Here is a 22631-nt window from a genome sequence, read left to right as displayed (position 1 = left end):
ACGATTTCGATAAAGGTTTACTTGTCGGAATTTGACCTCTGTACAGGGTTTGACAAATTCAAAAGCAGGCTGCCAGCGTGGCAGTCCAGCTGAATTAGGAGAATGAGTACGATGTTAAAACAACATGAGAACAGTATTTATGACAAAACAGGAACCGATATTAAAGCTGCATTGCGATCGCTTGCAAATCGCTATGTAGCTGATCATCCAGCGGAGCCGTTCAGTTATCGCGCTTTTAATCGGGAAGGTATTCAGCGCGCGAATGACTTTCGATATGTCTTCGATTTGGCAGAACGGTTTCCCGAGGCGGAAGTAGGGCAAGTATCCTACGCATGGAGCATGGTTTGGAGCGATGAGCCGGAAACAGAAATGACCTGGCTTGCTACGGCATGGGGGCCGATGGAGGTGTTCGTGAACGGCCGCAGTATTTACCGTTCGCAGCCTCAAGAGGAACGTCCAAAAGTGAACCGGGAATGCCGTTCTATACTAAGAGCAGGCTGGAATGATATCGTGCTTAAATTTACGAAGACGCGCGCCGGATTCGGTGGACACTTTGGTACTACGAGCAGCAAGTGGGTGATTTTCAATGCCATCGTAGCTTCTAAAGAGAGAAGCGGCCAGGAAGGCTGGCTGTTTAGTAAGCCGCTGGCTAGAGCGGTGGCAGAGCTGCCGCGTGCGGGGCAAACTGAATTTGATGGAATATTGGAATGGTGTCCACGTCCCGATTGGACTAAAGAGCAGTATCTTTTGACGCCAATGGAGCGGCTGTTTGGTGCAGCCAAGGGGCAAAGCGCCTTCGCATGGACGCAGTTTCACGCTAACGGGGTGGAAGCTCAGGCTTACCGGATTACTGGACATAGTTTCGGCCCTACAACAATTTGGATTGATGGTACAGCGATATATCATTCCGAACAAGCCGGAGAATTTGGAGTTACTGTGGAATTGTCATTTGGGCCGCATCAATTGATGATTCGTGATACGCTTGGCCCGTCATGGGGAACAAAAGTAACAGTAGGGTTGGGAGATGAAGTTGTTCCGTTTATGCCTCCAGTCGCTGTTCAGGGGTACTTGGGAGCCTGGTTGTTTTTAGGCCCATTTGCTGAGGAGTGCATCCCTGATCTCGGTGATCTGACAGATCTGTCCCGGGTTCATGCAGACGGTGGGGAAGGAACATATTGGCGTGTTGATTTGCCTGGAACATGGATACGTCCGTACTTGGAAGCTCCGTTGTTCGGGAAATGGAATTACCCTGTAGGTGTGACGCTGTACGGCTTGGTGGAGACAGGAAGGGAACTGTCCCGGCCAGATCTTGTTGCTTATGCGGCGGCGCATGTCGCGCAGACCGTGAAGTGGTATCCATATACACAATGGGATTATAAGCAATATAAGGCCACAGGGATTAATCAATCTATTGCAGATATCGACAGTCTGGATGATTGCGGCTCATTCGGGTCGACCATGCTTGAGGTATATCGGGACAATCTCGAAATGACAGGTGTGGAATCACTGGCATGCGAAATCGGGAATTATATTAGGGATGTTCAGGAGAGATTGCCCGATGGAGCTTTTTATCGCAAGCATTTCCAGGATGAGCATACTATGTGGGCAGATGATCTGTATATGAGTGTTCCTTTTCTATGCCGATATTATCGATTAACAGGGGATGAGCAGTATATTGATGATGCCGCCAGACAGTTTCTGCTATTTAGAAAGTATTTATTCATCCCTGAGGAGAAGCTGATGTCTCATGTTTACGACTTTGAGCAAGGATTGGCGACAGGAGTCCCATGGGGGAGGGGCAATGGCTGGGTGCTGTTCTCCTTATCCGAGCTGTTGACGGTCTTGCCGAAGCAGCATCCGCATCGGGAGCAATTGCTGGAGATGTTTCGGACACTTAGCGCTGGATATCTCGTCCATCAAAGTGAAGAAGGCTTATGGCGCCAGGTCATTAATGAGCCTGATGCTTACTTAGAGACCTCCTGCACCGCGATGTTCATCTACGCTTATGCGCGCGGCATCCGGAATGGATGGTTAACGAACCGAACCGCATACACAAATAGCGCTGTTCGTGCTTGGGAAGGCTTGACCCGCCATAGCATTGATGCGAAAGGGAACCTGCATGGTGTATGTCGGGGGTCGGGATACTCGCATTCCAGCCATTATTATAAGCATGATCTGCTTCCACAACTGAACGATACGCATGGTATCGGAATTGTTATGCTTGCGGGAATTGAATTGCTGCGATTAACTGAATGGTTGCGGGAATTCAAACCGAGTATGTAAGAAAAGCAAAGAGTGGGGAAATGTTACGTAATAATCTGAGGGATTGACAGATAGCTTACTTGTCATGTAATATGTGTTTTGATTGAATCGCATATTTCTTCGTATAACCTCGCGGAGCTATAGTAATATAACGGAGCGGGGGTTTCTACTGGAAGCCGTATCTTCCTAACTACGAGAATGAGAATGGTAACTTATTCTTATTTCGTAGTTAGGATTTTTTGCGTTTTTGGCCTAGTTTGTTTATTTCGAGGAGGAACTGTAAGGAAATGAAAATGAAATATTTATTATCCGTGTTAATTGGAGCGAGCAGCTATGGTGTGCTGTCGACCATTGTTGTCCTCGCATATGGGCAAGGCTATCAGCTAGGCGAAGTGGTGGGTACGCAGCTGTTGACGGGGTGTATCCTAGCTTGGCTATTGGCTATATATACCGGTTGGAAGGAACGTCGCAAAGAAGAGAAGAGCGTAAATGCGCTAACGAAGGCATCCTCGAATCGCTCGGCAAGGCTAAGCTGGAAGCATAGATTTCTGTTAATGTTAGCCGGAACACCGACTGCCATTACCGGCTTGCTCTATTATCACTCACTGCGTTATATTCCCGCATCGCTAGCAATTGTGCTGCTGTTTCAGTTTACGTGGATCAGTGTGCTGGTTCAAGCCGTTAGCAAACGGCAACGCCCAAATGGGATTACCCTAATAACGCTCGGACTTCTGCTCGGAGGTACGTTGTTCGCAGCAGGGCTTATGGAGCAAAGGGATGGGAACTTTCCAATGATCGGCATTGCCCTTGGACTGTTGTCGGCTGTGAGCTACACTTTATTTATTCTGTTTAGCGGCAAAGCGTTACCGGCGATTCATCCGGCCTATCGCAGCGCTTGGATGATTACAGGCGGACTCGTGCTGGTATTTATTCTATTTCCACCGCAATTTTTATTTAACGGTATGCTGTGGAGTCAGCTGCTATTATTTGGTTTCCTGCTGGGCTTGTTCGGGGCATTTATACCTCCAGTCTTGTTCGCGGTTGGCGTTCCTCATATCGGTGAGGGGATGGCAGGCATTTTGGGAGCGGCGGAACTTCCTGTCGCCGTGTTGCTCTCATCGTTTGTTCTTCATGAGCAGGTGACACCGCTGCAATGGGGAGGCGTTATTATCGTCCTGCTCGGAGTCATGCTCCCAGAGCTTCATAAGAGGAGGGCAAGAACAGTAGAGTATTCGAGTTAATTCCGGAAATATCTGGCGATGACGGTGGCTTTACAACTTAGCGGACACTCTATATACTAAACAAGGAGAAAGTTCTGCAAATACATGGTGAGGCACACCTTTTTAGTCGGCTTGAGCCGAGTTAAAAGGTGTGCTTTTTTTTATTTTTCTCTACTTACCATATAGTTCAATAAATGCTTAAGAAAAACATTGCTTCGCGGCAGTTCATTCAAGGTTTCCATGGCCTGGCAGTAGTGCTCCCACATCGCTCTTCGGGCTCCTTCATGGCCAAGCAGGGTAACAAACGTCGAGTTGTTGTTTTCCACGTCTTGACGGACGGGTTTTCCCAATAAGCTCGTTTCGCCTTCAGAGTCCAGCAAGTCGTCTTTGATTTGAAAAGCAATGCCTGCATGGTAGGCATATTTTTGTAGAGACGCAACTTCCTTTTCTGCAGCCTGAGCAAGGATGGCAGGCATGACGAGACAAGCTTCAAAAGCGATCCCCGTTTTGTAAAAGCAGATCGTATTCAGTTGCTCCAGCGTTAGTGCCTTTCCACGAGACTCTAAATCCATCGCCTGGCCCAGGCAGATTTCGCCTGCTTTTTGGGATGAATATCGAATTAAGGCAAGCACAGATTCGGCATCGAATCCGCTCAAAGACGTTTGCTCTTCAACGGCTTTTTGAATTAAATAAAGACCGGTCAATTCTGCGGTGGCACTATCATGCACCTGATGCAGCGTCGGGCGTCCCCGACGGGTAGAGGCATTGTCCTGTGAAGGCAGATCATCGAAAATCAAAGATGCCGTATGCATATATTCCAAGGATTTCAGCAGCGGCATGATTGCCGAAGCCTCCAGCCCATATTCGTTCACACCCATGGCCCAGGTTAAGATGGGCCGAAGACGTTTGCCATCTCCTCGGAGACTGTAGTTTGCAGTCTCAATTAGCGATTCTGTAACCAGAGGAATTCCGTCCGATTTGCGAATTTGCAATTGTTCATTGAGCTGATCGCGGACGGATTGGAGCGTATCGATGAAGCTCTCCTTGTCGTTGCGGCTGTTCCTCAGAACGGTGACGACCTGATCCCGAAGCAGCTTGTCAAGAAAATCTACATCATCCGCTTGCTGAACCATACGTTGGACGAGCCGATTGAACTCGGGGTTTCCCGAGGCGAAAATGTCCATGACTTCGGTGTATTTATCAACCCCAAGGCGTTTCTTACAGCGTTTTAATCCGTTAATCGCACGGTTTAGGATGATCTCACGGGCCTTGGCATCGGAATGATACACGCTATGAATCAGGTAGGATATGACCGTCCAGTATAATTCATAGGGATTAATCAGATCGGGACGCAGCCTACGGTATTTTAAATAATACGTATAAGGCGTTACCGCTCCGGTTCTCATATCCTCGAACATATCCGCAAAATCATCGGCAAGCTGGTTGTAGATCCCGTAATAAAATGTTCGCTGCTCAAAGCCCTCATCCTCAGGCGCACTGATGACAGAACGGACAATCAATCGAGAGGAGGAGGATTTCAAAATTACAGGCAGGTAGAGTTCCTCGTTGGTGTAGGCGGAATGCGAGAGCTCCTTAACCCGATCCAGATCCTGAGCATGAAAAAATACATAAGATTGTTCAAAAAAAGTACTTATGGCTTCTGGCCGCTGATAGCTCTTAATATACTCAAAGGCCTCTCGAAGCTCCGCATATGCGTAATGGATGAAATCGCTGTGTTCCCCGTTCCACTCTCCTGATTCCGGAACAGAGCCAGTAAGCAGTGCGCTTCTTATCATCTGAGAGTATTGGCCCTTCTCCTTATCATTCAAAATTTCGGAATCCAGAAGATCGTCGATAAAAGGATAGGTCAACCCATAGGAGTAACCGAGCCGAATCGCTTCATCCAGCCGCCTGGAGCGCTCATCCGGCAAAATACGGTCATCCATCTCATCCATAACATGAAGAACTACGCCAATGATGATCTTCATCAGTTTTCTCTGAGCATGCTCCGCATCCATTCCTTCGGGAATTTGGGAGGATACATGGTTCAGCTTGCCAATGAGCCAAATAATAGCGTCCTCAATGTTTTCCTTCTGAGCCCACCGATACAGCCCGGCTAAGTTCATAAATTCTGGCTGCTCTCCTTGACCGGTGCCGGTGGAGCGAAGCAAGAGTTTTTTCACATCCGACATGGTTCGCTTTATACGGGCTTGGGCTTCGGGAGAATCGAGCGCCTTGCCCAAATCGCGCATATAAATATAAGAAATGCTTCGATCCAAATAATTGTCCAGTTTCCCCGTACGGTTCAGCCAGCCAATATATTTGCGATAGCCCAGTGCATCCGGTGTTTTGTTGCGATGTGGAAGCAAAGAACGCCAGAAGTGGTGAACATGATTTTTTTTCCACAATTGAATATCGGCTGTCAGGGTTTGCAGATCCGTTTGATCCCTAACCCGCTGTTGAAGAGATGTCAAATACTGCACGGCCTTCTGTTCGGCCTTCTGATACCATGTATCGGCTTGTTGAACCGTAATATCATCATTCATTCATGTAGTCCCTCAATTTCTATGGTTGTTGACAGAGTATGTTTAATCTATATACGTTATAGTATTTTTGAGGTTACAAAATGGTGAAGTAAGTAAGATGCGAAGGGGTGGTAGAGGTGCAAATTAACAGGCTGCTCGAAATCGTCTATATTTTATTGGATAAAAAGCAGGTAACAGCGAAACAATTAGCCGAGCAGTTCGAGGTATCGCAGCGAACAATTTATCGGGATATTGACACGCTGAGCGCGGCGGGAATACCCGTGTATACGAATAAGGGAAAAGGCGGCGGCATTCGCTTGCTTGATCAGTTTGTGCTGGGCAAATCGATGCTGTCTGACAAGGAGCAGATGGATATTCTCTCTTCCCTTCAAGGGCTGAATGCGCTGAATGTTCCAGATGTTGAGCCCGTGCTGAATAAGCTTGCTGCTATTTTCAATAAAAATGCTACGAGCTGGATTGATGTCGATTTCTCCAGGTGGGGCTCTGATTCTACGGAGCAGAAGAAGTTCAACTTGCTGAAAACAGCGATTTTAAATCGGAATGTAGTGAACTTTGATTATTATAGTTCCTACGGAGAAAAGACCGAGAGAATCGTAGAGCCTGTAAAGCTGATTTTTAAAGGGCAGAACTGGTATATCTATGGATTTTGCCGGTTAAAGAATGATTTCAGAATGTTTAAAGTGACCCGAATCAAAAATCCAACTTGCTCGGAAGAGACTTTCATAAGAGAGATGCCGATGGATATTTGGAATGATCCTCCGGACTTTAACCGTAGAGTGGTGAAGCTTGTTTTGAAAATTGAGGCTAGTATGGCTTACAGGGTTTATGACGAATTTGATCAGAACGGCATCACTAAAAATCCAGATGGCAGCTTTGTCGTTAAGGTTAGTTACATTGAGGATGAATGGGTGTATGGGTACATATTGTCCTTTGGGAATAACGCAGAGGTCATAGAGCCCGAACATGTTCGGGATATTATACAGAGAAAGCTGGAAGCGAGTTTACGAAAATATTTATAAGCTTGCTCGTATAATATGACATGCTGTTGTCTAATTAGTATTGCTATACTGACCTCGATATCAAATGAAAAGAGGTAGGGTATATGAATTATGAAATAGTGTATGTAGAAGAAAAAACAGTCGTGGGATTGCGGATCAGAACCAGCAACAGTGATCCTTATATGAGTCGAAGCATAGGCGAGCTTTGGCAGCGGTTTTATCAGGAAGGCATTTATGATTCCATACCTGGCAAACATAATGATAAAAGCATTGGCTTGTACACCGACTATCAGATGGGGGATAACGACGCATATGATGTGATAGTTTGCTGTGAGGTTGAAGGCTCAGTGGAGGCAGAGGTAAAAGAAGAAGTAAAAGCAGAAACAGATGCAGGAACAGAGGTGGGAAGAGGTGCAGGAGCAGATGCAGAGTTAGAGTTAGAGGAAAAGACGATTCCAGCGGGGAAATATGCCAAATTTATTGTGCGAGGTCATGTACAGCAGGCAGTGGCTGAATTTTGGACGAAGCTGTGGTCGATGGAGCTGGATAGAAAATTCAGCAGTGATTTTGAAGAATACCAAAGTGGCGGAAATATGGACAATGCCGAAATCCACATTTACATTGCGTTGAATTAACTCTGCGTTTATGGCTTCGATGCTGCGTGATGGGAACATGTTCATTATGAATGGTTCATGGCTGTATAGTTGTTGTATGCCTGTCGTGGACGAAATGCAATAAATGTCCATCCAAATGTGGACACTAAAGAGGCTCTTATCCACGCTTGCAATGAACTGCATATAGTGTTGTGCATCCTTATAAGCTTCTAAATGTAGATATTCATGGGCGGTGCAGATATATATGTGGTGTCCACCATTTGAAAAACAATCAGGTGAAAAAGTCCACCAGTGAAGAACGAAATTTGATCTTACACTCCCGAATTAAAAGGAAGACGCTATATACAATGCCCCCAGCTTGCCGTATTATAAAAAATAATAAAATTCATGGGAGGCCATCGGGCAAAGTGGATCATTTCGGTTACGACCAATATTTAGTAAGAAAAAAGATACTCTCCTTACTGGGAGCCCAATTTCACATTTATAACGCCAATGAAGAGCTGGTTATGTTCTCGCAAATGAAGGCCTTTAAGCTCAAGGAGGATATTCGGCTGTACAATGACGAGGGCATGAGCCAGGAATTATTGACGATCAAGGCGCGTAATGTGATTGACTTCTCTGCAACCTACGATGTTCATGATGCGCTTACGGGTGAGCATGTCTGAAGCCTGCGGAGAAAAGGCATGAAATCCATATTGAAGGATGAGTGGATCATTCAAAATGCTGCCGAGGCTGAAGTCGGGCGGATTAAGGAGGATAGCCGGCTTTTTGCGTTCCTGCGCCGGTTCCTTAGCGACTTGATCCCGCAGACTTATAACGTAGAAATGAACGGCAGCACGGTTACTTTTAAGCAAAATTTCAATCCTTTTGTCACGAAAATCGATGTGGATTTCTCCAGCGACCCGTCTCATATGCTTGATCGCCGCCTTGGACTTGCTGCAAGCGTATTGTTATGTGCGATTGACGGCAAGCAGTCTTAACAAACCATTTGACAATTGAAAATCAATTCACTATACTTTCTGTAAACTTATATGTCAATTACGATGAAGGAACGAAGTAGCGGGCAGTCACTGCTTACCAGAAAGCCAGGGGTTGATGGAACCTGGCAGCATTACTGATCCCTTGCGAATTACACTCCGGAGTATCTTGGGTAATGCCAAGCGGGTTGGCTCACGATAATGAGCTGAGAGTGGTATGATGAAGCCGGCCGGCTTTAGTATCATCGTACAATTTGGGTGGTAACACGGTTAATTCAATCGTCCCTGTAGTCTGATATAGACTAGGGGACGATTTTTTATTTTATGGAATATAGGGAGCTGAACAGGTTGAATATTATTGATGAATTGGAATGGCGCGAGGCCATTAATCAACAGACGGATGCGGAGGGACTCCGCAAGCTGACCGAGGAGAAGGCAATTTCCTTGTACTGTGGGGTTGACCCGACGGGTGACAGCATGCATATCGGGCATTTGATTCCTTTTATCATGCTGAAAAGATTTCAGTTGGCAGGGCATAAGCCTGTCATTCTCATCGGCGGTGCGACCGGAACGATCGGCGACCCTAGCGGGCGTCAATCCGAGCGCAGTCTGCAGACGCTGGAGCAAGTTCAGGCTAACGTAGAAGCGTTAACCGCGCAAATGAAGAAGCTGTTCATGACTGACGGGGACAATCAACTGCGGCTGGTGAACAACTACGATTGGACGCATCAATTGAACGTAATAGATTTTCTGCGGGATTATGGGAAGAATTTCAGCATCAACGCGATGCTGGCCAAAGATATTGTAGCAAGCCGCTTGGATACCGGGATTTCGTTCACGGAATTCTCGTATCAAATTCTGCAGTCGATGGATTACCTGCATCTATATCAGGAAGAGGATGTGCAGCTGCAAATTGGCGGTTCCGATCAATGGGGGAACATTACAAGCGGGCTGGATCTCATCCGCAGAAAAGTAGGCCCGGAAGCCAAAGCGTTTGGCTTAACGATTCCGCTTATGCTGAAGGCCGACGGTACGAAGTTTGGTAAGACGGCTGGCGGCGCGATTTGGCTCGATCCGAAGAAAACGACGCCATACGAGTTCTACCAATTCTGGGCGAATACCGATGACCGCGATGTCATCAAGTACCTGAAATACTTCACGTTCCTGGATAAGGAGGCGATCGACGCGCTGGCCGAGAAGGTACAGACCGAGCCGCATAAGCGCGAGGCGCAAATTACGCTGGCCGAAGAAATGACCCGATTCGTGCACAGCGAGGAAGCCTTGGCTCAAGCCAAGAGAATCACAGCAGCTCTGTTCAGCGGGGATATTAAGTCTTTGACTGCCGATGAAATCGAACAAGGCTTCAAAGAAATGCCGACCTTCGAAGCAGCTAAAGAATCCAAGAACATCGTCGATTGGCTCGTTGACGTAGGTATCGAACCTTCAAAACGCCAAGCACGCGAGGATCTTACCAGCGGCGCAATCTCCCTGAACGGCGAGCGAGTAAATGAGCTGGAGTTCGAGATCACGGTCGATCTGGCGATCGAAGGCCGCTTCATCATCGTCCGCAAAGGGAAGAAAAAGTATCATTTGGTGAAGTTGGTTTAGGGTTAGCTTAGAGTAAGAAAGGTAAGGCACAGCATTTTCCTGCGGGAGGGTGCTGTGTTTTTTGTTTGAAATTTTTTTGTTCATGACAGCGGTTATTGATCCGACCAATTAAAAATGTTTTCTACAATCCTATGCATCCATATTTGTCTATTTAAATATAAAGCCTATAATAGACTCATAATCTACTACCAAGGAGTGCTTACATGGATGATGTTATAAATAAAATCATTAAATTTCGGGACGCGAGGGACTGGAAGCAGTTCCATAACCCTAAGGATTTGGCGATTTCTTTAACATTAGAAGCAAGTGAATTGCTTGAAAACTTTCAATGGAAGAGTAGTGATCAAGCGGTCGATACTAACTTTGACGATATTCGAGATGAGTTGGCGGATGTATTGATCTATTCACTGATGCTTGCACATGACTTGGGTATTGATGTCAAAGGTGCTATTTTAGACAAACTAGAAAAGAATGATAAAAAGTATCCTATAGAAAAGTTCAAGGGGACATCCAAAAAGTATACAGAAGCAGAATAACGGGGTGAGACATCTTTGATTATTTACGAAGCTACCAAGGAAGAGTTCATGAATGATGTTACTGACGATAGTATAGCCGTCAAAATTCACGAGTCCTATTTGCAGAAAATTGGTAAGGTTTCGCTCGGTGAGATTAACTCCTGGAATAATTCTATGAATTATATGTATAAGGTTCTGAACACTCCGATCATTCCTGATGATGTTGGCGTTGCTATTGAGTATAAGGTGCCCACAACCTCTAGAAGGATAGACTTTATGTTAACGGGGTTGGATGAGAAGGATCGATATTCCGTTGTCATTGTAGAATTAAAGCAATGGTCCGCCCTGAATAAAGTTGAGAGCCTAGATGGGCTTGTTGAGACGGTTATAAATAAAAGATTAGGCAAGCATACACACCCATCATACCAAGCTTATACATATGCGAAGTTAATATCGGACTATAATGAATCTGTTCAAAATGAATTGATATCTCTTTATCCCTGCGCTTATTTGCATAACTATATCAGGGAGGATGATGATCCCCTTACGGATGATATATATGAAAATTGGATATCGGAGGCCCCGGTCTTTACCAAGGGCGATGCATTGAAGCTGAGGGGATTTATTTCTACTTACATTAAAAAATCCGATCGAAAAAAGTCTCTATATCTGATTGAACATGGGAAAATAAAACCGTCTAAATCATTACAGGATTCACTTCTTAAGATGTTAGAGGGCAATGAGGAGTTTTTAATGATTGATGAGCAGAAGGTTGCCTATGAGGTGGCTATTCTAATGGCAAAAAAGGCTCAAACTACTGATCGCAAGCAGGTCTTGATTGTGGAGGGAGGGCCTGGTACAGGGAAATCGGTACTGGCCATTAATTTGTTAGTTCAATTAACCGCACAGGAGATGGTCTGTCAATATGTAACCAAGAATAGCGCTCCTAGAGAGGTATATACTAAGCGGCTTCAGAGAGGTTATAAGAAAACTGTCATTAATAATTTATTTAAAAGCTCAGGAGTCTATTATGAAGCATTGCCCAATGAATTTGATGCTCTGATCGTGGATGAGGCTCACCGACTAAATGAGAAGTCAGGCTTATTTAAAAACAAAGGTGAAAATCAGATGATGGAGATCATCCGAGCTGCTAAATGCTCAATATTTTTTATTGATGAGTATCAAAAAGTTTCTATGCAGGACGTTGGGAATAAAGAACAAATTAAACAATTTGCAAAACTCTACGATGCAGAGGTCGTAGAAATAGAACTCGAATCGCAATTTCGTTGTAATGGTTCGGATGGATACTTGGCTTGGTTGGATGATATGCTAGCAATTCGAGAAACGGCAAACTCAGACGGATTTGATATTCAATATGATTTTAGAGTTTTTGATGATCCTAATGAATTACGTAATGAGATTTTTAAAAAGAATCACAATAATAAAGCCAGGATGCTAGCAGGTTATTGTTGGGATTGGATAAGAGATGGAAAAAGTAATCCAGAGGTTCATGATATTTACTTGGAGGAACACCAGTTTTCTGCCAGCTGGAATTTGAATAATACTCAAACATGGGCAATTGACCCTGAATCAGTGGAGCAAGTCGGCTGTATTCACACTTCGCAAGGGCTGGAGTTTGATTATGTAGGAGTTATTATCGGCGAAGACCTTCGATATATGGATGGAAAAGTTGTGACGGATCCATTTAAACGCGCCAAAACGGATAAATCCTTATCGGGATTTAAAAGCTTATATAAAAAGGACAAAAATAAGGCCCTGCGAATAGCGGATCAAATTATAAAAAATACTTACCGTACACTCCTTACAAGAGGGATGAAGGGCTGCTATATATACTGTGTTGATCCGTTGTTGAGGGAGTACTTTCTTGAAAGGCTTTCAAGTCAAAAGAGTATTACATATCCGTTATATGAGGAAAGAGAATATGCCGTGGCTGAGGAAAGGACTTCTTATGTAACCGGAGAAAAGTTGAGAAAGTAGATTAGTTTATTAATTATTTTATTTAATTTAGTTTAATCATAAAGAATCGTCGATGCACTAAGCACGGCGATTTTTTTCATTATTTACGCTACTCTATTCCCCGCACAATCTCTCTCAACACATTCTTCGCTAGACGCAGCTTCTCCGGATTTGATCCTCTAAGCATCATTACGATTTCCTTCACTTCAACATCTTCCTCGGTAAGTTCACTATGTTCATGAACATATGTAAATAATTGAGCGACATTGACATCTAACGCTTTAGCTATTTTGGAGAGGTTTAATAACGAAATATTCTTTTCTCCACGTTCAACCTGCCCGATATAAGAAAAATGAAAACCACCTTTTTCTCCTAGTGATTCTTGGGAGTAGCCTTGCTGCTTCCTTAAAGTTTTTACTCTTGCACCAACTAATTTGAGAATTTCCTTATCGTTCATATCTACACCTCTTTATTCAAAAGTGTAGACAAGATATCTTAATACAAACATCATCATATAAGTATTAAATATAAGGTTAATACTTATATATATCAAAAATAATATCTATAGATATTATATATGTGTATAATATTGGTGTTTGAGAAACCTTATGGAGGTTAGTATTGTATGGTTAGTGAAATGTCTGTAGAGCATAATAAACACACTCATCCTCAAACCTACATGAACCTCACCACAATGTTCTTGAATCATTGTCTTCCCAAGCCTTGCTTTATTCTCTGCGACTTGGCCCTAGAAAGCATGCTCAAAGCGATATACGTTCAGGAGCGCGAAAGCATCTTGTCGCCATTCATCTTAACATTTGAAGACCTGCTTGATCTCTTTCGCTATGAATCTGATGTTGATTTAGAGGCTCTATGCTTAATTCAGTCTATTAAGTTTCTTGCGAACTCAACAAGTTCTAATAACGTAGTATTGAAATGCAGCAAGCCTCACTTGCAAATGCTTATCCGAAAGGTGGATGAACTATTATGCAAACTATCTCCTAGGGCTATTAGCTCAACTACAGAAATGTACAACTCTATTTTTAAAGAATAGCTTTCTAAGCCTAGAAATAACGCCATGAACGGTTCTTCTCTACCAGAAAATGATATAATGACGGCATATATAATTCTCTAAAGAAGAAGAGAAGGAGTGCTATTTATGCCTGTATATAACAAATTAGTTCGGGACAAAATTCCACAGATTATTGCCGCTGATGGAAAGGCATATCGATCACGGATTCTGGATAAGGAGGAGTATTTGCAAGAGCTGCGAACTAAGCTGCGTGAAGAAACGGAAGAATATTTTAATGCTGCTAATGATAAAGAGGCTCTGGAAGAGCTTGCAGATATGCTGGAAGTAATCCGGGCATTGGCGGAAGCTCACGGATCTAGCCCAACAGTATTGGAGAAAATCCGGGTGGATAAGGCCGAGAAACGGGGCGGATTTCAAGACAGGGTGTACTTGATCGATGTCGACGAAGCTTAATGTGAAGCTCATCACCGATAATTTGGCAGATGAGCTGATTGCTGGCATTCAAAGCGCTTCTGGGATATATATTATGACGTCATTTCTCATGCAGTCCGGTGTATGGCTGTTGGCTCCGCATATAAAAAATGCCTTGGATCGGGGAGCGGAAGTTAAAATGCTGGCAGGGGATTATTTGTATATCACTCAGCCAGAGGGATTGCTTGAATTGATTGGCATTGATGAACGGATTGAGGCGAGATTGTGGCGGAGTATGGGCTCCTCATTTCATCCTAAAGCATATTTGTTTGATTATGATGAAGGCGAAGGTCTGCTTATTGTAGGTTCGTCGAATTTCTCATTTTCAGCGCTTCGTACAGGATATGAATGGAACCTGGCTATGAATGCTCAGGCCGAGCCTTATACGTTCCAAATGGCATTAGATAAGTTTATGGAAAGTTTCTACCATGAGACCACGCTTCCGATAAACCCTGATTCGATCCACATGTATGAAGAGGAGTATCTCCAGTATCATCAGAGGAATCCGGAGCTGATACGACGTATTACGGAGATGGAGAAATCTGAAGCTGATTTGGGCTTAAGTACTGAGCCTCGATTGGATGAAGAAACACAGGAAACTGAGTCAATTCGTCCACGCTTTGCCCAGGAGGAAGCGTTGGAAGCCCTCGAGCGAACATTGGAGGAAGAATACGACAAGGCAGTGGTCGTTATGGCAACAGGACTTGGCAAAACTTATTTGGCTGGCTTTTTTGCTGAGCGTTTCTCTAAGATACTATTTATTGCCCATCGTGAGGAAATATTGCATCAGGCACGTCAATCCTTTCAGCGGGTCATGCCTGAACGTTCATTTGGAATTTTCAACGGGCATTACAAAGAAGGAGAAGCGGATTGTGTATTCGCCTCAATTTTTACGCTGGGAATGCGGAAGCACCGTGAGTCCTTTACACGAGATGCTTTCGACCTTATTATTGTGGACGAGTTCCATCATGCGGCATCAGCTTCTTATTTGTCGGTGATTGAATATTTTCAACCCAAGTTCTTATTGGGGATTACAGCGACACCAGATCGGATGGATGGCAAAGATGTGTATGCGCTTTGTGATGGGAACGTGGCTTACCAGATGCATTTTATTGAGGCGATACGGCGGCAGTGGCTAGCTCCCTTTCAATATTATGGCGTGTTCGATGATACGGATTATTCGGCTATTCGCTGGCTAGGTACGCGTTATGATGAAGAACAATTATTATCAACACAGCTTCAGGAGTCACAGGCCGAGCGGATTTATGAGGCATGGATGAAGAATAAACAAACTAGGACGATTGCGTTCTGTTCGTCTATTCGGCAGGCTGATTATTTGGCTGATGCATTCCACAGGCGTGGAATTTCGGTATTGAGCCTACACTCACGTACAGTGAAAATGTCACGTGCTGAAGCTATTAGTCGTCTTTCGGCGGGGCGGCTTGAGGTTATTTTTACTGTGGATCTGTTCAATGAGGGGACGGATATTCCAAGTGTAGATACTTTGTTGTTTGTCCGTCCAACAGAATCATTGACCGTGTTCACGCAACAAGTGGGACGGGGACTCCGGCTATCAGAGGGAAAGACGCATTGCGTTATTATTGATTTGATCGGTAACTATCGAAATGCAGACGTGAAGCTGCGGCTTTTTGCAGAAGATGATGTGAACGGCGCACGGAGTAAGTCCAAGGAAGTCGTGCCAAGTGTGCCAGCGGGTTGTGAAATTACGCTTGATACGCAAGTGATTAATCTTCTGAATGAGTTGAGTCGAAAAAGACTTCCGCATCGAGAGAAGCTGCTGTACGACTTTATGGAGCTGAAATGTGAGCTTGGTCGAATTCCATCCTATCTAGAGCTGCACTTATTCGGTTTATCTCCTAGTCACGCGTATCGGAACGAGTTTGGTTCGTATATCGGATTTCTGTATTGGGCAGAGCTATTGTCCGAGTCTGAAGTTGAGATATATCAGCGTTATGAATCATGGCTGCGTGATGTAGAGAAAACGGTTATGACCAAGAGTTATAAGATGATTGTACTGCTTTATATGTTGGAAAAAGGTGTAATATGTTGGTGTGATCCAGTGACACCAGAGGAAGTTGCTTCTTTCTTCTACAGTTATTTGATGGAAAAGGAATATCGACGCCGTATTGATTTCTCTGATAAAGACTCACGTAAATTATGGGAACATAATGAGACAACGCAGCACAAGCTATCTAAGCTAATTGCTGACATGCCTATGAGTAAATGGGCTGGAGCCAAGGGGAGTATGACCCGGTTCCAAAACGGTGTGTTCTCGCTTGCGTTCGAGGTGAGGGAACAGGACAAAGTGATATTACATACATGGACTGAGGATATTTGTAAATTCCGGCTGCATGTACATTTTGAACGGAGAGAGCATAGAAAAATAGGGGATTAAGGCTGTTGCGCTGTATTTTCGAAATCAAAGGACGTTGCTAGAAAATCTATATTGTTTAAAAACTTTAGGTATATATTGTAGAGGAATTTAGTAGCAGCTATGATAACCATTAAGCGAATACGTGAAAGAAGACCAAGTGTACTAACACTTGGTTTTTTTTTGAGCTTACTTGTCGAAAATAAGCAGATTCATCCATAACATAGTGATATGATAGAACTAAATCAGAATAGGTCTAAGAGACTGAGGGGGGGAATATAGAACTGGTGAGCAGAAAATCTGCGATTGATTACATAGTGAGTAGTACGACAGCTTAAAAGTGGAGGCTAAGATGAGAAAGATTTGTACATTGTTGTTAGCGCTATGTCTCTTTATATTCATAGAGGCATCAGCGAGTTATGCAGAAGGAAATATCAAAGCCACGGTGAGTGATAGTCAAGTCATCATTGATGGGAAGATTGTTCGCAGCAACGGCTTTAATATTCAGAATTACAATTATTTTCGTTTACGTGATTTGGCAAGTCATTTATCAGGATCGGATAGTCAATTCGATATTACCTGGAACAATGCCCAGAATGCGATTGAAATAACTACAGATAAGGCTTATTCAGCCAAGGAGTCATTCCATACCCCTTACTATAGTTCTGGAAAATTGTATGAAGCCAAGCTATCGACAGCAAAGATAATTATTGACGGAGAGGTTCATTCTATACAAGCGTACAATATTGAGGACAACACCTATTTTCAGCTCAGGGATCTGGCTCAAGTATTGAAATTTGATGTTTCGTTTGATCCAGGAACCAATAGTATTGTTGTCAATCCGTACCTGCCTGAAGATGCATATCAAGCGATAGGTACAGGGGTGGGCAAAGATAATATTGTTGAGTCTTACTTCTCAAGATGGAGCGACCCGATTCGTTCTCATTTAATAAACAATAGCGACGGTACGTTCAGCAGTATAACTGCCGATGAGGAGCATGTACGAATCGTCTCATACAATAAGAACTATGAAGTGACATCAAGCAAAGAGCTTCCGCTTGAATTGCAATACTATGGAGCTTTTTATAGTGGGGAGAAATACAACTTTATTGCTTATGGACAGGATAATAAGGAAGAGAACGACAGCAAGGAAGTAATTCGAGTTGTACGCTACGATAAAAGTTTTAATAGGATCGATAGTGTCTCACTCACGGGTGGAAAGAGTTTTACAGTTGAGCCGTTTCGTTCAGCAGCCCCCAGGATGGCTGAAAATGGCGATGAACTTGTATTGCATACATCACGATTGAGATATGCAACATCAGATGGTAAGAATCATCAGTCCCAGCTTACTTTAATCATGGATACGTCTAATATGAGCATAACCAACGATACAGGAGAATTTCAAAAGAACCATGTCAGCCATTCCTTTGACCAGTTTGTTAGATACGATGGGAAAGAACATGTCCTGGTGGATCATGGCGACGCGTATCCTCGATCGATTGTGCTTCATAAGGGGAACGGATCACAGTATAAAGAAGTAGATTTGCTTCGTATTCCGGGCAATACTGGAGCCAATATGACGGGGGTTTCCCTTGGAGGAATGGAGATATCTTCTACCCACTATCTAACTGCCTATAATAAAGTGAACCACTCTAAGGTGCGATCATTTACAAATTTCGAGATGGTCGGGCTCGATAAGGATGTTCGCGATATTATGCTTGCTGTAGTACCTCGTTCTAATTTGAGCGGAAGTGCAGTTAATAACGTAACTATAGCGAAATATACATCAGGTACGGATCATATTGGCTCTGTCCCCAAATTAGTAAAAGTGGACGATGATCGTTTTGTAGTTTTGTGGCAGGAATTTGATCAGCAGCGTATGCCGCTTGGTGTGAAGTACGTAGAAGCTGACGGCAGCGGTAATATGGTTGGTGAAATCAAGAGTATTCCTAAATTTGTACTCTCCGATTGCGATCCGATCATTATAGAAGATAAGATTGTTTGGTTTGCGGATCAAAAAGGCAAGCGTGTTTTCTATACGATTCCGTTGTAATATTGAAAAGGCTATAGCACCGAAAGGGTGACTATAGCCTTCTTTTCATTACATGATCGAAAGGAACTTTGAGTAGTTGTTCACAATTCTATATCCCAAAAATGCTACTCTACCCACTGAACCACTTGCTCTGTGTTACGTCGTGTTTTCTCCCGTGGAGCGTTGAGACGATAGCCGAAGGCGACCATACAGGCGATGCCGAAATGTTCAAGATCCAGGATGCCTTCTTCTGCCAGGATGCGCTCGACTTCAGCTTTGTCGAAACCCTCGATAGGGCAGGAATCGACCCCGATTTGGGCAGCGGATGTCATCATATTGCCGAGGGCCAAATAGGTCTGGCGGGCTCCCCACTCGAACGTGGCTCGTTCATTGTCCTGCAACTTGAAATCAGATTTCAAAAATTTATCATAGAGCTTGGTTTTCATTTCTATCACTTGTGGGGGCAACTGCTGCACGTTCTTCATCATCGCTTGAATATATTCGGAGTCTGCGGCCATATCTTTAGGTTGTCTGGACAGAATGAGAACAAAATGGCTGGCTGTCGGAAGCTGCTTCTGTGCTCCCCAGGTATATGGGAGAAGCTTCTCCCGGATTCCCGAGTTTTGTACGACAACAAATCGCCACGGCTCAAACCCAAATGAACTGGGTGATAGGCGTCCGGTTTCCAGAATAAATTGAAAATCTTCCGCACTGATTTTTTTGCTGCTGTCGAATTCTTTCGTTGCATGTCTGAACTGATAAGCAGACAGAATCTCACTTTTGTTATTTGTCAAAGTATCCATGGAGCACTCTCCTTACTCCTAAGTATTGGTTTGAATTACACGATTTTACTATATTTCGTGCATAAGATTATATTAGTGCATAACTCAGCAATTTTGAAGTAAGGTTGAATACTCCTTGACCGAATTCGGCAGAACGCTCATTCCGATTATTAATCTGATGAAGGTTTGGGGAAAAGAGTATAAGGCATAACAACTTGCAGCTCAAAAAGATTCAGGGGATTCGGATCTATGGTGTAACTGTAATGCAAGCAAGGAGTAATAATTCCTTTTTAACATAATATTGTCGAATAAAGGGATTTTATGACTCTTTGTAGAATAATATGTACCGGCATATCTAATTATGGAATGCTAATATGATTTGATGGGAGTAGAAGGATGAACGGGAGTAAAAATGTTATGCCGATGTTAGCAGCGCTGCTTGCTGCAATCATTGGCGGTGTCGTTTGGGCACTGATTGTTGTGGTAACGGAGTATGAAGTGGGGATTGTGGCTTGGGCAATAGGAGGGCTAGCCGCTTTAGCAGTATCTTTCTCTGCGAAGAAGATTACTCCAGTTCACCAGATATTAGCTGTCGTGGCGAGTTTGCTAGGTATCTTGCTTGGAAAATACTTTGTTTACGGCTACTTCTTGATCGGTGAAGCGGAAGGGATTATGTCGATGTTCCAAATGGAAGTCATGCGCATGTTTCCGCAGTTTTTCTCCACTTTGTTCAGTGGGATGGATATCATCTTTGTATTATTAGCCATAGTTACAGCATGGCAGCTGCCTGTGAAATTGGCAAGCAATCGCGATAAGGGGGAGGAACCCGTACCGGCAGAATAATCAACAAGTGCATACATACATAAGCATGAGGTGTCCCAGCTAACCAAAGTGGAGGACGCCTCTTTTTATCGCCAATGAAGTTTGTTATATAATTATTGCTAACAAAATATAATAAACTATAGAAATATATTTACAAATAATGTATGATTGTGGGAGTGCCTCTGCTTCTGATTTATGCACCCTGTTACAAGTAGCTGGACTAAATGCTAGCAGTGTCATCACAGGTAGGAGCACAACCGTCAAATTTCAAAGAAAGGGGGAAAGTAACGCTATTCAGGTAAGCGCTTACCTAAAGGCTGGTTTCTCATGCACGTAACTAAATGAACCTGGTTTCAACTTGCTCGTCATCCAAACTATGAATTGGAGGGTTTTATTTATGAGTAGAAAACTGTTGAAATCTTTTGCCACGATGCTTCTTGCTGTGACCGTTATCGCAGCTGCCGCCATTGTTCCCGGTGGAAAAGCATCCGCAGCAGCTACGCCTGTCAAAGGATTTTATGTAAGCGGTACCACAATTTATGATGCCACGGACAAGCCTTTTGTGATGAGAGGGGTCAATCATGCCCATACTTGGTACAAGAATGATTTAGCGGCTGCGATACCGGCCATTGCTGCAACGGGCTCCAACACCGTTAGAATTGTACTGTCGGACGGGGGACAGTGGACAAGGGACGATGTCGCTTCCGTCGAGAATATTATCGCCTTATGTGATCAATATAATCTCATTACCATGCTCGAAGTGCATGATGCGACAGGCTCGGATTCGGCCTCCACGCTGAATCGTGCGGTGGACTATTGGATCAGCATTAAAGATGCGTTAATTGGAAAAGAAGATCGCGTCATCGTTAACATTGCGAATGAGTGGTTCGGGTCGTGGAGCTCGGATGGATGGGCTAGCGGTTATCAGGCGGCAATCCCGGCCCTGCGCAATGCGGGAATTAAGAATATGCTCGTTGTGGATGCAGCAGGCTGGGGACAATATCCGAACTCTATTTTTGAGAAGGGATTGGCTGTTGCGAACACTGATCCGCTGAAAAATATGATCTTCTCCATCCATATGTATGAATACGCGGGTGGAGATGCAGCGACAGTGAAGAGCAATATCGACAATGCTCTAGCCTTGAATATTCCCGTCATCATTGGGGAATTCGGTCATAAGCATTCCAGCGGAGATGTGGATGAAGCTACGATCCTGAGCTATACTCAGCAAAAAGGCGTAGGCTGGCTTGCCTGGTCCTGGTACGGCAACGGCGGAGGCGTCGAGTACTTGGATCTGGCAACAGGCCCAGCAGGAAGCCTAACAGATTGGGGCAAAACGATAGTCAACAGCACTTATGGCACGCTGGCCACATCGCAACTGAGCGGAATTTACACGACCCCTGGCTACCAGCCGGTACCGGAGAACGGCGGCGGAAATCCCCCAGGGACAACTGCACCTGCGGCTCCAACGGGACTAACAGCTATAGCAGGTGATGCCCAAGCAGTGTTAAGCTGGAATGCTTCCTCAGGAGCAACAAGTTATACGGTAAAAAGAGCAACCGTCAGCGGCGGACCCTACACGACTGTAGCGAGCAATGTAATGGCTGCCAACTATACGGATACGGGGTTGACGAACGGCACCGCGTATTATTACGTAGTAAGCGCGGTGAACAGTGCTGGGGCAAGCTCTGATTCTGCTCAGGCTAGCGTCACTCCGCAGGGTATTCCAGCGCCGACCGGCTCGCTGGTGCTGCAATATCGTGCTGGCGATACGAACGCGACCGATAATCAAATCAAACCGTATTTTAATATAAAAAATACCGGAACCAGTGCCGTCAACCTAAGCAATTTGAAAATTCGCTACTATTTCACGAAAGACGGCGCTGACATGAATGCTTGGGTCGATTGGGCCCAGCTTGGAACCAGCAGCGTACAAACAGCCTTCGGCAGCACATCGGGTACGAATGCGGACACCTATGTCGAAATCAGTTTTTCGGCAGCGGCAGGTTCCATTCCAGCAGGCGGTCAGACCGGCGATATTCAACTGCGGATGTCTAAATCGGACTGGTCGAATCTTAACGAAAACAATGATTACTCCTTTGATGCCACCAAGACCTCGTATACCGACTGGAGCAAAGTAACACTGTACAACAACGGAACTCTAGTCTGGGGTATCGAGCCATAATCCGGCTAATATACTAGCTCTAAACCGACCGCTAATATAGCGGCTGCTGTACGAAGGGATCGGCAGCGGCCGATCCCTTTTCTTTTATATTTAGCGGCTTTTGTTATCCATGTTTAAACAAGGCATGTCCGCTCAACTAATCATACTTTTGTTCTCATGAAGAAACGAACTGTAAACAGGAATTTCAATAGTTTAAC

At 44.3% G+C, this 22631-nt stretch carries 18 protein-coding genes, 1 pseudogene and 1 riboswitch; of the genes and pseudogenes, 16 read left to right on the top strand and 3 right to left on the bottom strand.

Annotated features, from left to right (window positions below):
* Positions 1-111: 111 nt before the first annotated feature.
* Complete coding sequence (locus tag CZ379_RS24215) at positions 112-2283, top strand: glycoside hydrolase family 88/105 protein (protein ID WP_199925756.1); 2172 nt, start codon at positions 112-114, stop codon at positions 2281-2283.
* Between the two features lie 79 nt (positions 2284-2362).
* Positions 2363-2475: riboswitch (purine riboswitch) on the top strand.
* A gap of 80 nt (positions 2476-2555) precedes the next feature.
* Positions 2556-3503 carry an EamA family transporter gene (locus CZ379_RS24210; RefSeq protein ID WP_110934547.1) on the top strand — a complete coding sequence of 316 codons (948 nt, stop codon included), beginning with the start codon at positions 2556-2558 and terminating at the stop codon, positions 3501-3503.
* A 140-nt stretch (positions 3504-3643) separates the two neighbouring features.
* Here CZ379_RS24210 and CZ379_RS24205 read toward each other — a convergent pair whose 3' ends face one another.
* On the bottom strand, positions 3644-6028 hold the full coding sequence (locus tag CZ379_RS24205) for a polyprenyl synthetase family protein (RefSeq protein WP_110933954.1): 2385 nt from the start codon (positions 6026-6028) through the stop codon (positions 3644-3646).
* Between the two features lie 116 nt (positions 6029-6144).
* Between CZ379_RS24205 and CZ379_RS24200 the strand changes: the two genes are divergently transcribed.
* The 7 genes from CZ379_RS24200 to CZ379_RS24175 all read left to right on the top strand — a co-directional run bounded on the left by CZ379_RS24200 (position 6145) and on the right by CZ379_RS24175 (position 12738).
* Positions 6145-7047, top strand: coding sequence for a helix-turn-helix transcriptional regulator (locus CZ379_RS24200; protein ID WP_110933953.1), 903 nt, complete (start codon positions 6145-6147; stop codon positions 7045-7047).
* A gap of 83 nt (positions 7048-7130) precedes the next feature.
* Positions 7131-7661, top strand: coding sequence for a GyrI-like domain-containing protein (locus tag CZ379_RS24195; protein WP_110933952.1), 531 nt, complete (start codon positions 7131-7133; stop codon positions 7659-7661).
* A gap of 386 nt (positions 7662-8047) precedes the next feature.
* Positions 8048-8305, top strand: a complete 258-nt coding sequence (locus CZ379_RS26880) for a hypothetical protein (protein WP_234405006.1) — start codon at positions 8048-8050, stop codon at positions 8303-8305.
* 18 nt (positions 8306-8323) lie between these two features.
* The gene (locus CZ379_RS26875; protein ID WP_234405005.1) at positions 8324-8620 is read left to right on the top strand and encodes a hypothetical protein; all 297 of its coding nucleotides are present in this window, start codon (positions 8324-8326) and stop codon (positions 8618-8620) included.
* 345 nt (positions 8621-8965) lie between these two features.
* Positions 8966-10225 carry a tyrosine--tRNA ligase gene (tyrS, locus tag CZ379_RS24185; RefSeq protein ID WP_110934546.1) on the top strand — a complete coding sequence of 420 codons (1260 nt, stop codon included), beginning with the start codon at positions 8966-8968 and terminating at the stop codon, positions 10223-10225.
* A gap of 203 nt (positions 10226-10428) precedes the next feature.
* Positions 10429-10761 (top strand): nucleotide pyrophosphohydrolase, encoded by a 333-nt coding sequence (locus CZ379_RS24180; protein WP_110933951.1) that lies wholly within the window; start codon positions 10429-10431, stop codon positions 10759-10761.
* 15 nt (positions 10762-10776) lie between these two features.
* Positions 10777-12738, top strand: coding sequence for a DUF2075 domain-containing protein (locus CZ379_RS24175; protein WP_110933950.1), 1962 nt, complete (start codon positions 10777-10779; stop codon positions 12736-12738).
* Between the two features lie 88 nt (positions 12739-12826).
* Here the strand turns inward: CZ379_RS24175 and CZ379_RS24170 are convergent, their stop codons facing one another.
* Complete coding sequence (locus CZ379_RS24170) at positions 12827-13174, bottom strand: helix-turn-helix domain-containing protein (RefSeq protein ID WP_110933949.1); 348 nt, start codon at positions 13172-13174, stop codon at positions 12827-12829.
* 168 nt (positions 13175-13342) lie between these two features.
* Between CZ379_RS24170 and CZ379_RS24165 the strand changes: the two genes are divergently transcribed.
* From CZ379_RS24165 to CZ379_RS24150, 4 genes are all read left to right on the top strand, one after another.
* The gene (locus tag CZ379_RS24165) at positions 13343-13771 is read left to right on the top strand and encodes a hypothetical protein (RefSeq protein WP_110933948.1); all 429 of its coding nucleotides are present in this window, start codon (positions 13343-13345) and stop codon (positions 13769-13771) included.
* Positions 13772-13876: 105 nt separating this feature from the next.
* Complete coding sequence (locus tag CZ379_RS24160) at positions 13877-14203, top strand: nucleoside triphosphate pyrophosphohydrolase (protein WP_110933947.1); 327 nt, start codon at positions 13877-13879, stop codon at positions 14201-14203.
* The gene (locus CZ379_RS24155; RefSeq protein WP_110933946.1) at positions 14187-16637 is read left to right on the top strand and encodes a DEAD/DEAH box helicase family protein; all 2451 of its coding nucleotides are present in this window, start codon (positions 14187-14189) and stop codon (positions 16635-16637) included. The genes CZ379_RS24160 and CZ379_RS24155 overlap by 17 nt, the downstream gene beginning before the upstream one ends.
* A gap of 328 nt (positions 16638-16965) precedes the next feature.
* The gene (locus CZ379_RS24150; RefSeq protein ID WP_110933945.1) at positions 16966-18666 is read left to right on the top strand and encodes a hypothetical protein; all 1701 of its coding nucleotides are present in this window, start codon (positions 16966-16968) and stop codon (positions 18664-18666) included.
* Positions 18667-18770: 104 nt separating this feature from the next.
* On the opposite strand, the gene CZ379_RS24145 is transcribed toward CZ379_RS24150, so the two are convergent.
* Positions 18771-19448, bottom strand: a complete 678-nt coding sequence (locus CZ379_RS24145) for an NAD(P)H-dependent oxidoreductase (protein ID WP_110933944.1) — start codon at positions 19446-19448, stop codon at positions 18771-18773.
* Between the two features lie 100 nt (positions 19449-19548).
* On the opposite strand from CZ379_RS24145, the pseudogene CZ379_RS24140 reads away from it, so the two are divergent.
* The 3 genes and pseudogenes from CZ379_RS24140 to CZ379_RS24130 all read left to right on the top strand — a co-directional run.
* A pseudogene (locus CZ379_RS24140) lies at positions 19549-19638 on the top strand (winged helix-turn-helix transcriptional regulator); the annotation flags it as partial.
* Positions 19639-19823: 185 nt separating this feature from the next.
* A complete protein-coding gene (locus CZ379_RS24135) occupies positions 19824-20270 on the top strand; it encodes a hypothetical protein (RefSeq protein WP_110933943.1) in 447 nt (148 codons plus the stop codon).
* A 376-nt stretch (positions 20271-20646) separates the two neighbouring features.
* Positions 20647-22434, top strand: coding sequence for a cellulase family glycosylhydrolase (locus CZ379_RS24130; protein ID WP_110933942.1), 1788 nt, complete (start codon positions 20647-20649; stop codon positions 22432-22434).
* Positions 22435-22631: the final 197 nt, after the last annotated feature.

Source organism: Paenibacillus bouchesdurhonensis, from assembly GCF_900155685.1.
Lineage (GTDB): Bacteria > Bacillota > Bacilli > Paenibacillales > Paenibacillaceae > Fontibacillus > Fontibacillus bouchesdurhonensis.
Note: the sequence above shows the minus strand (reverse complement) of the source record. Positions and strands in the feature narration are given on the sequence as shown.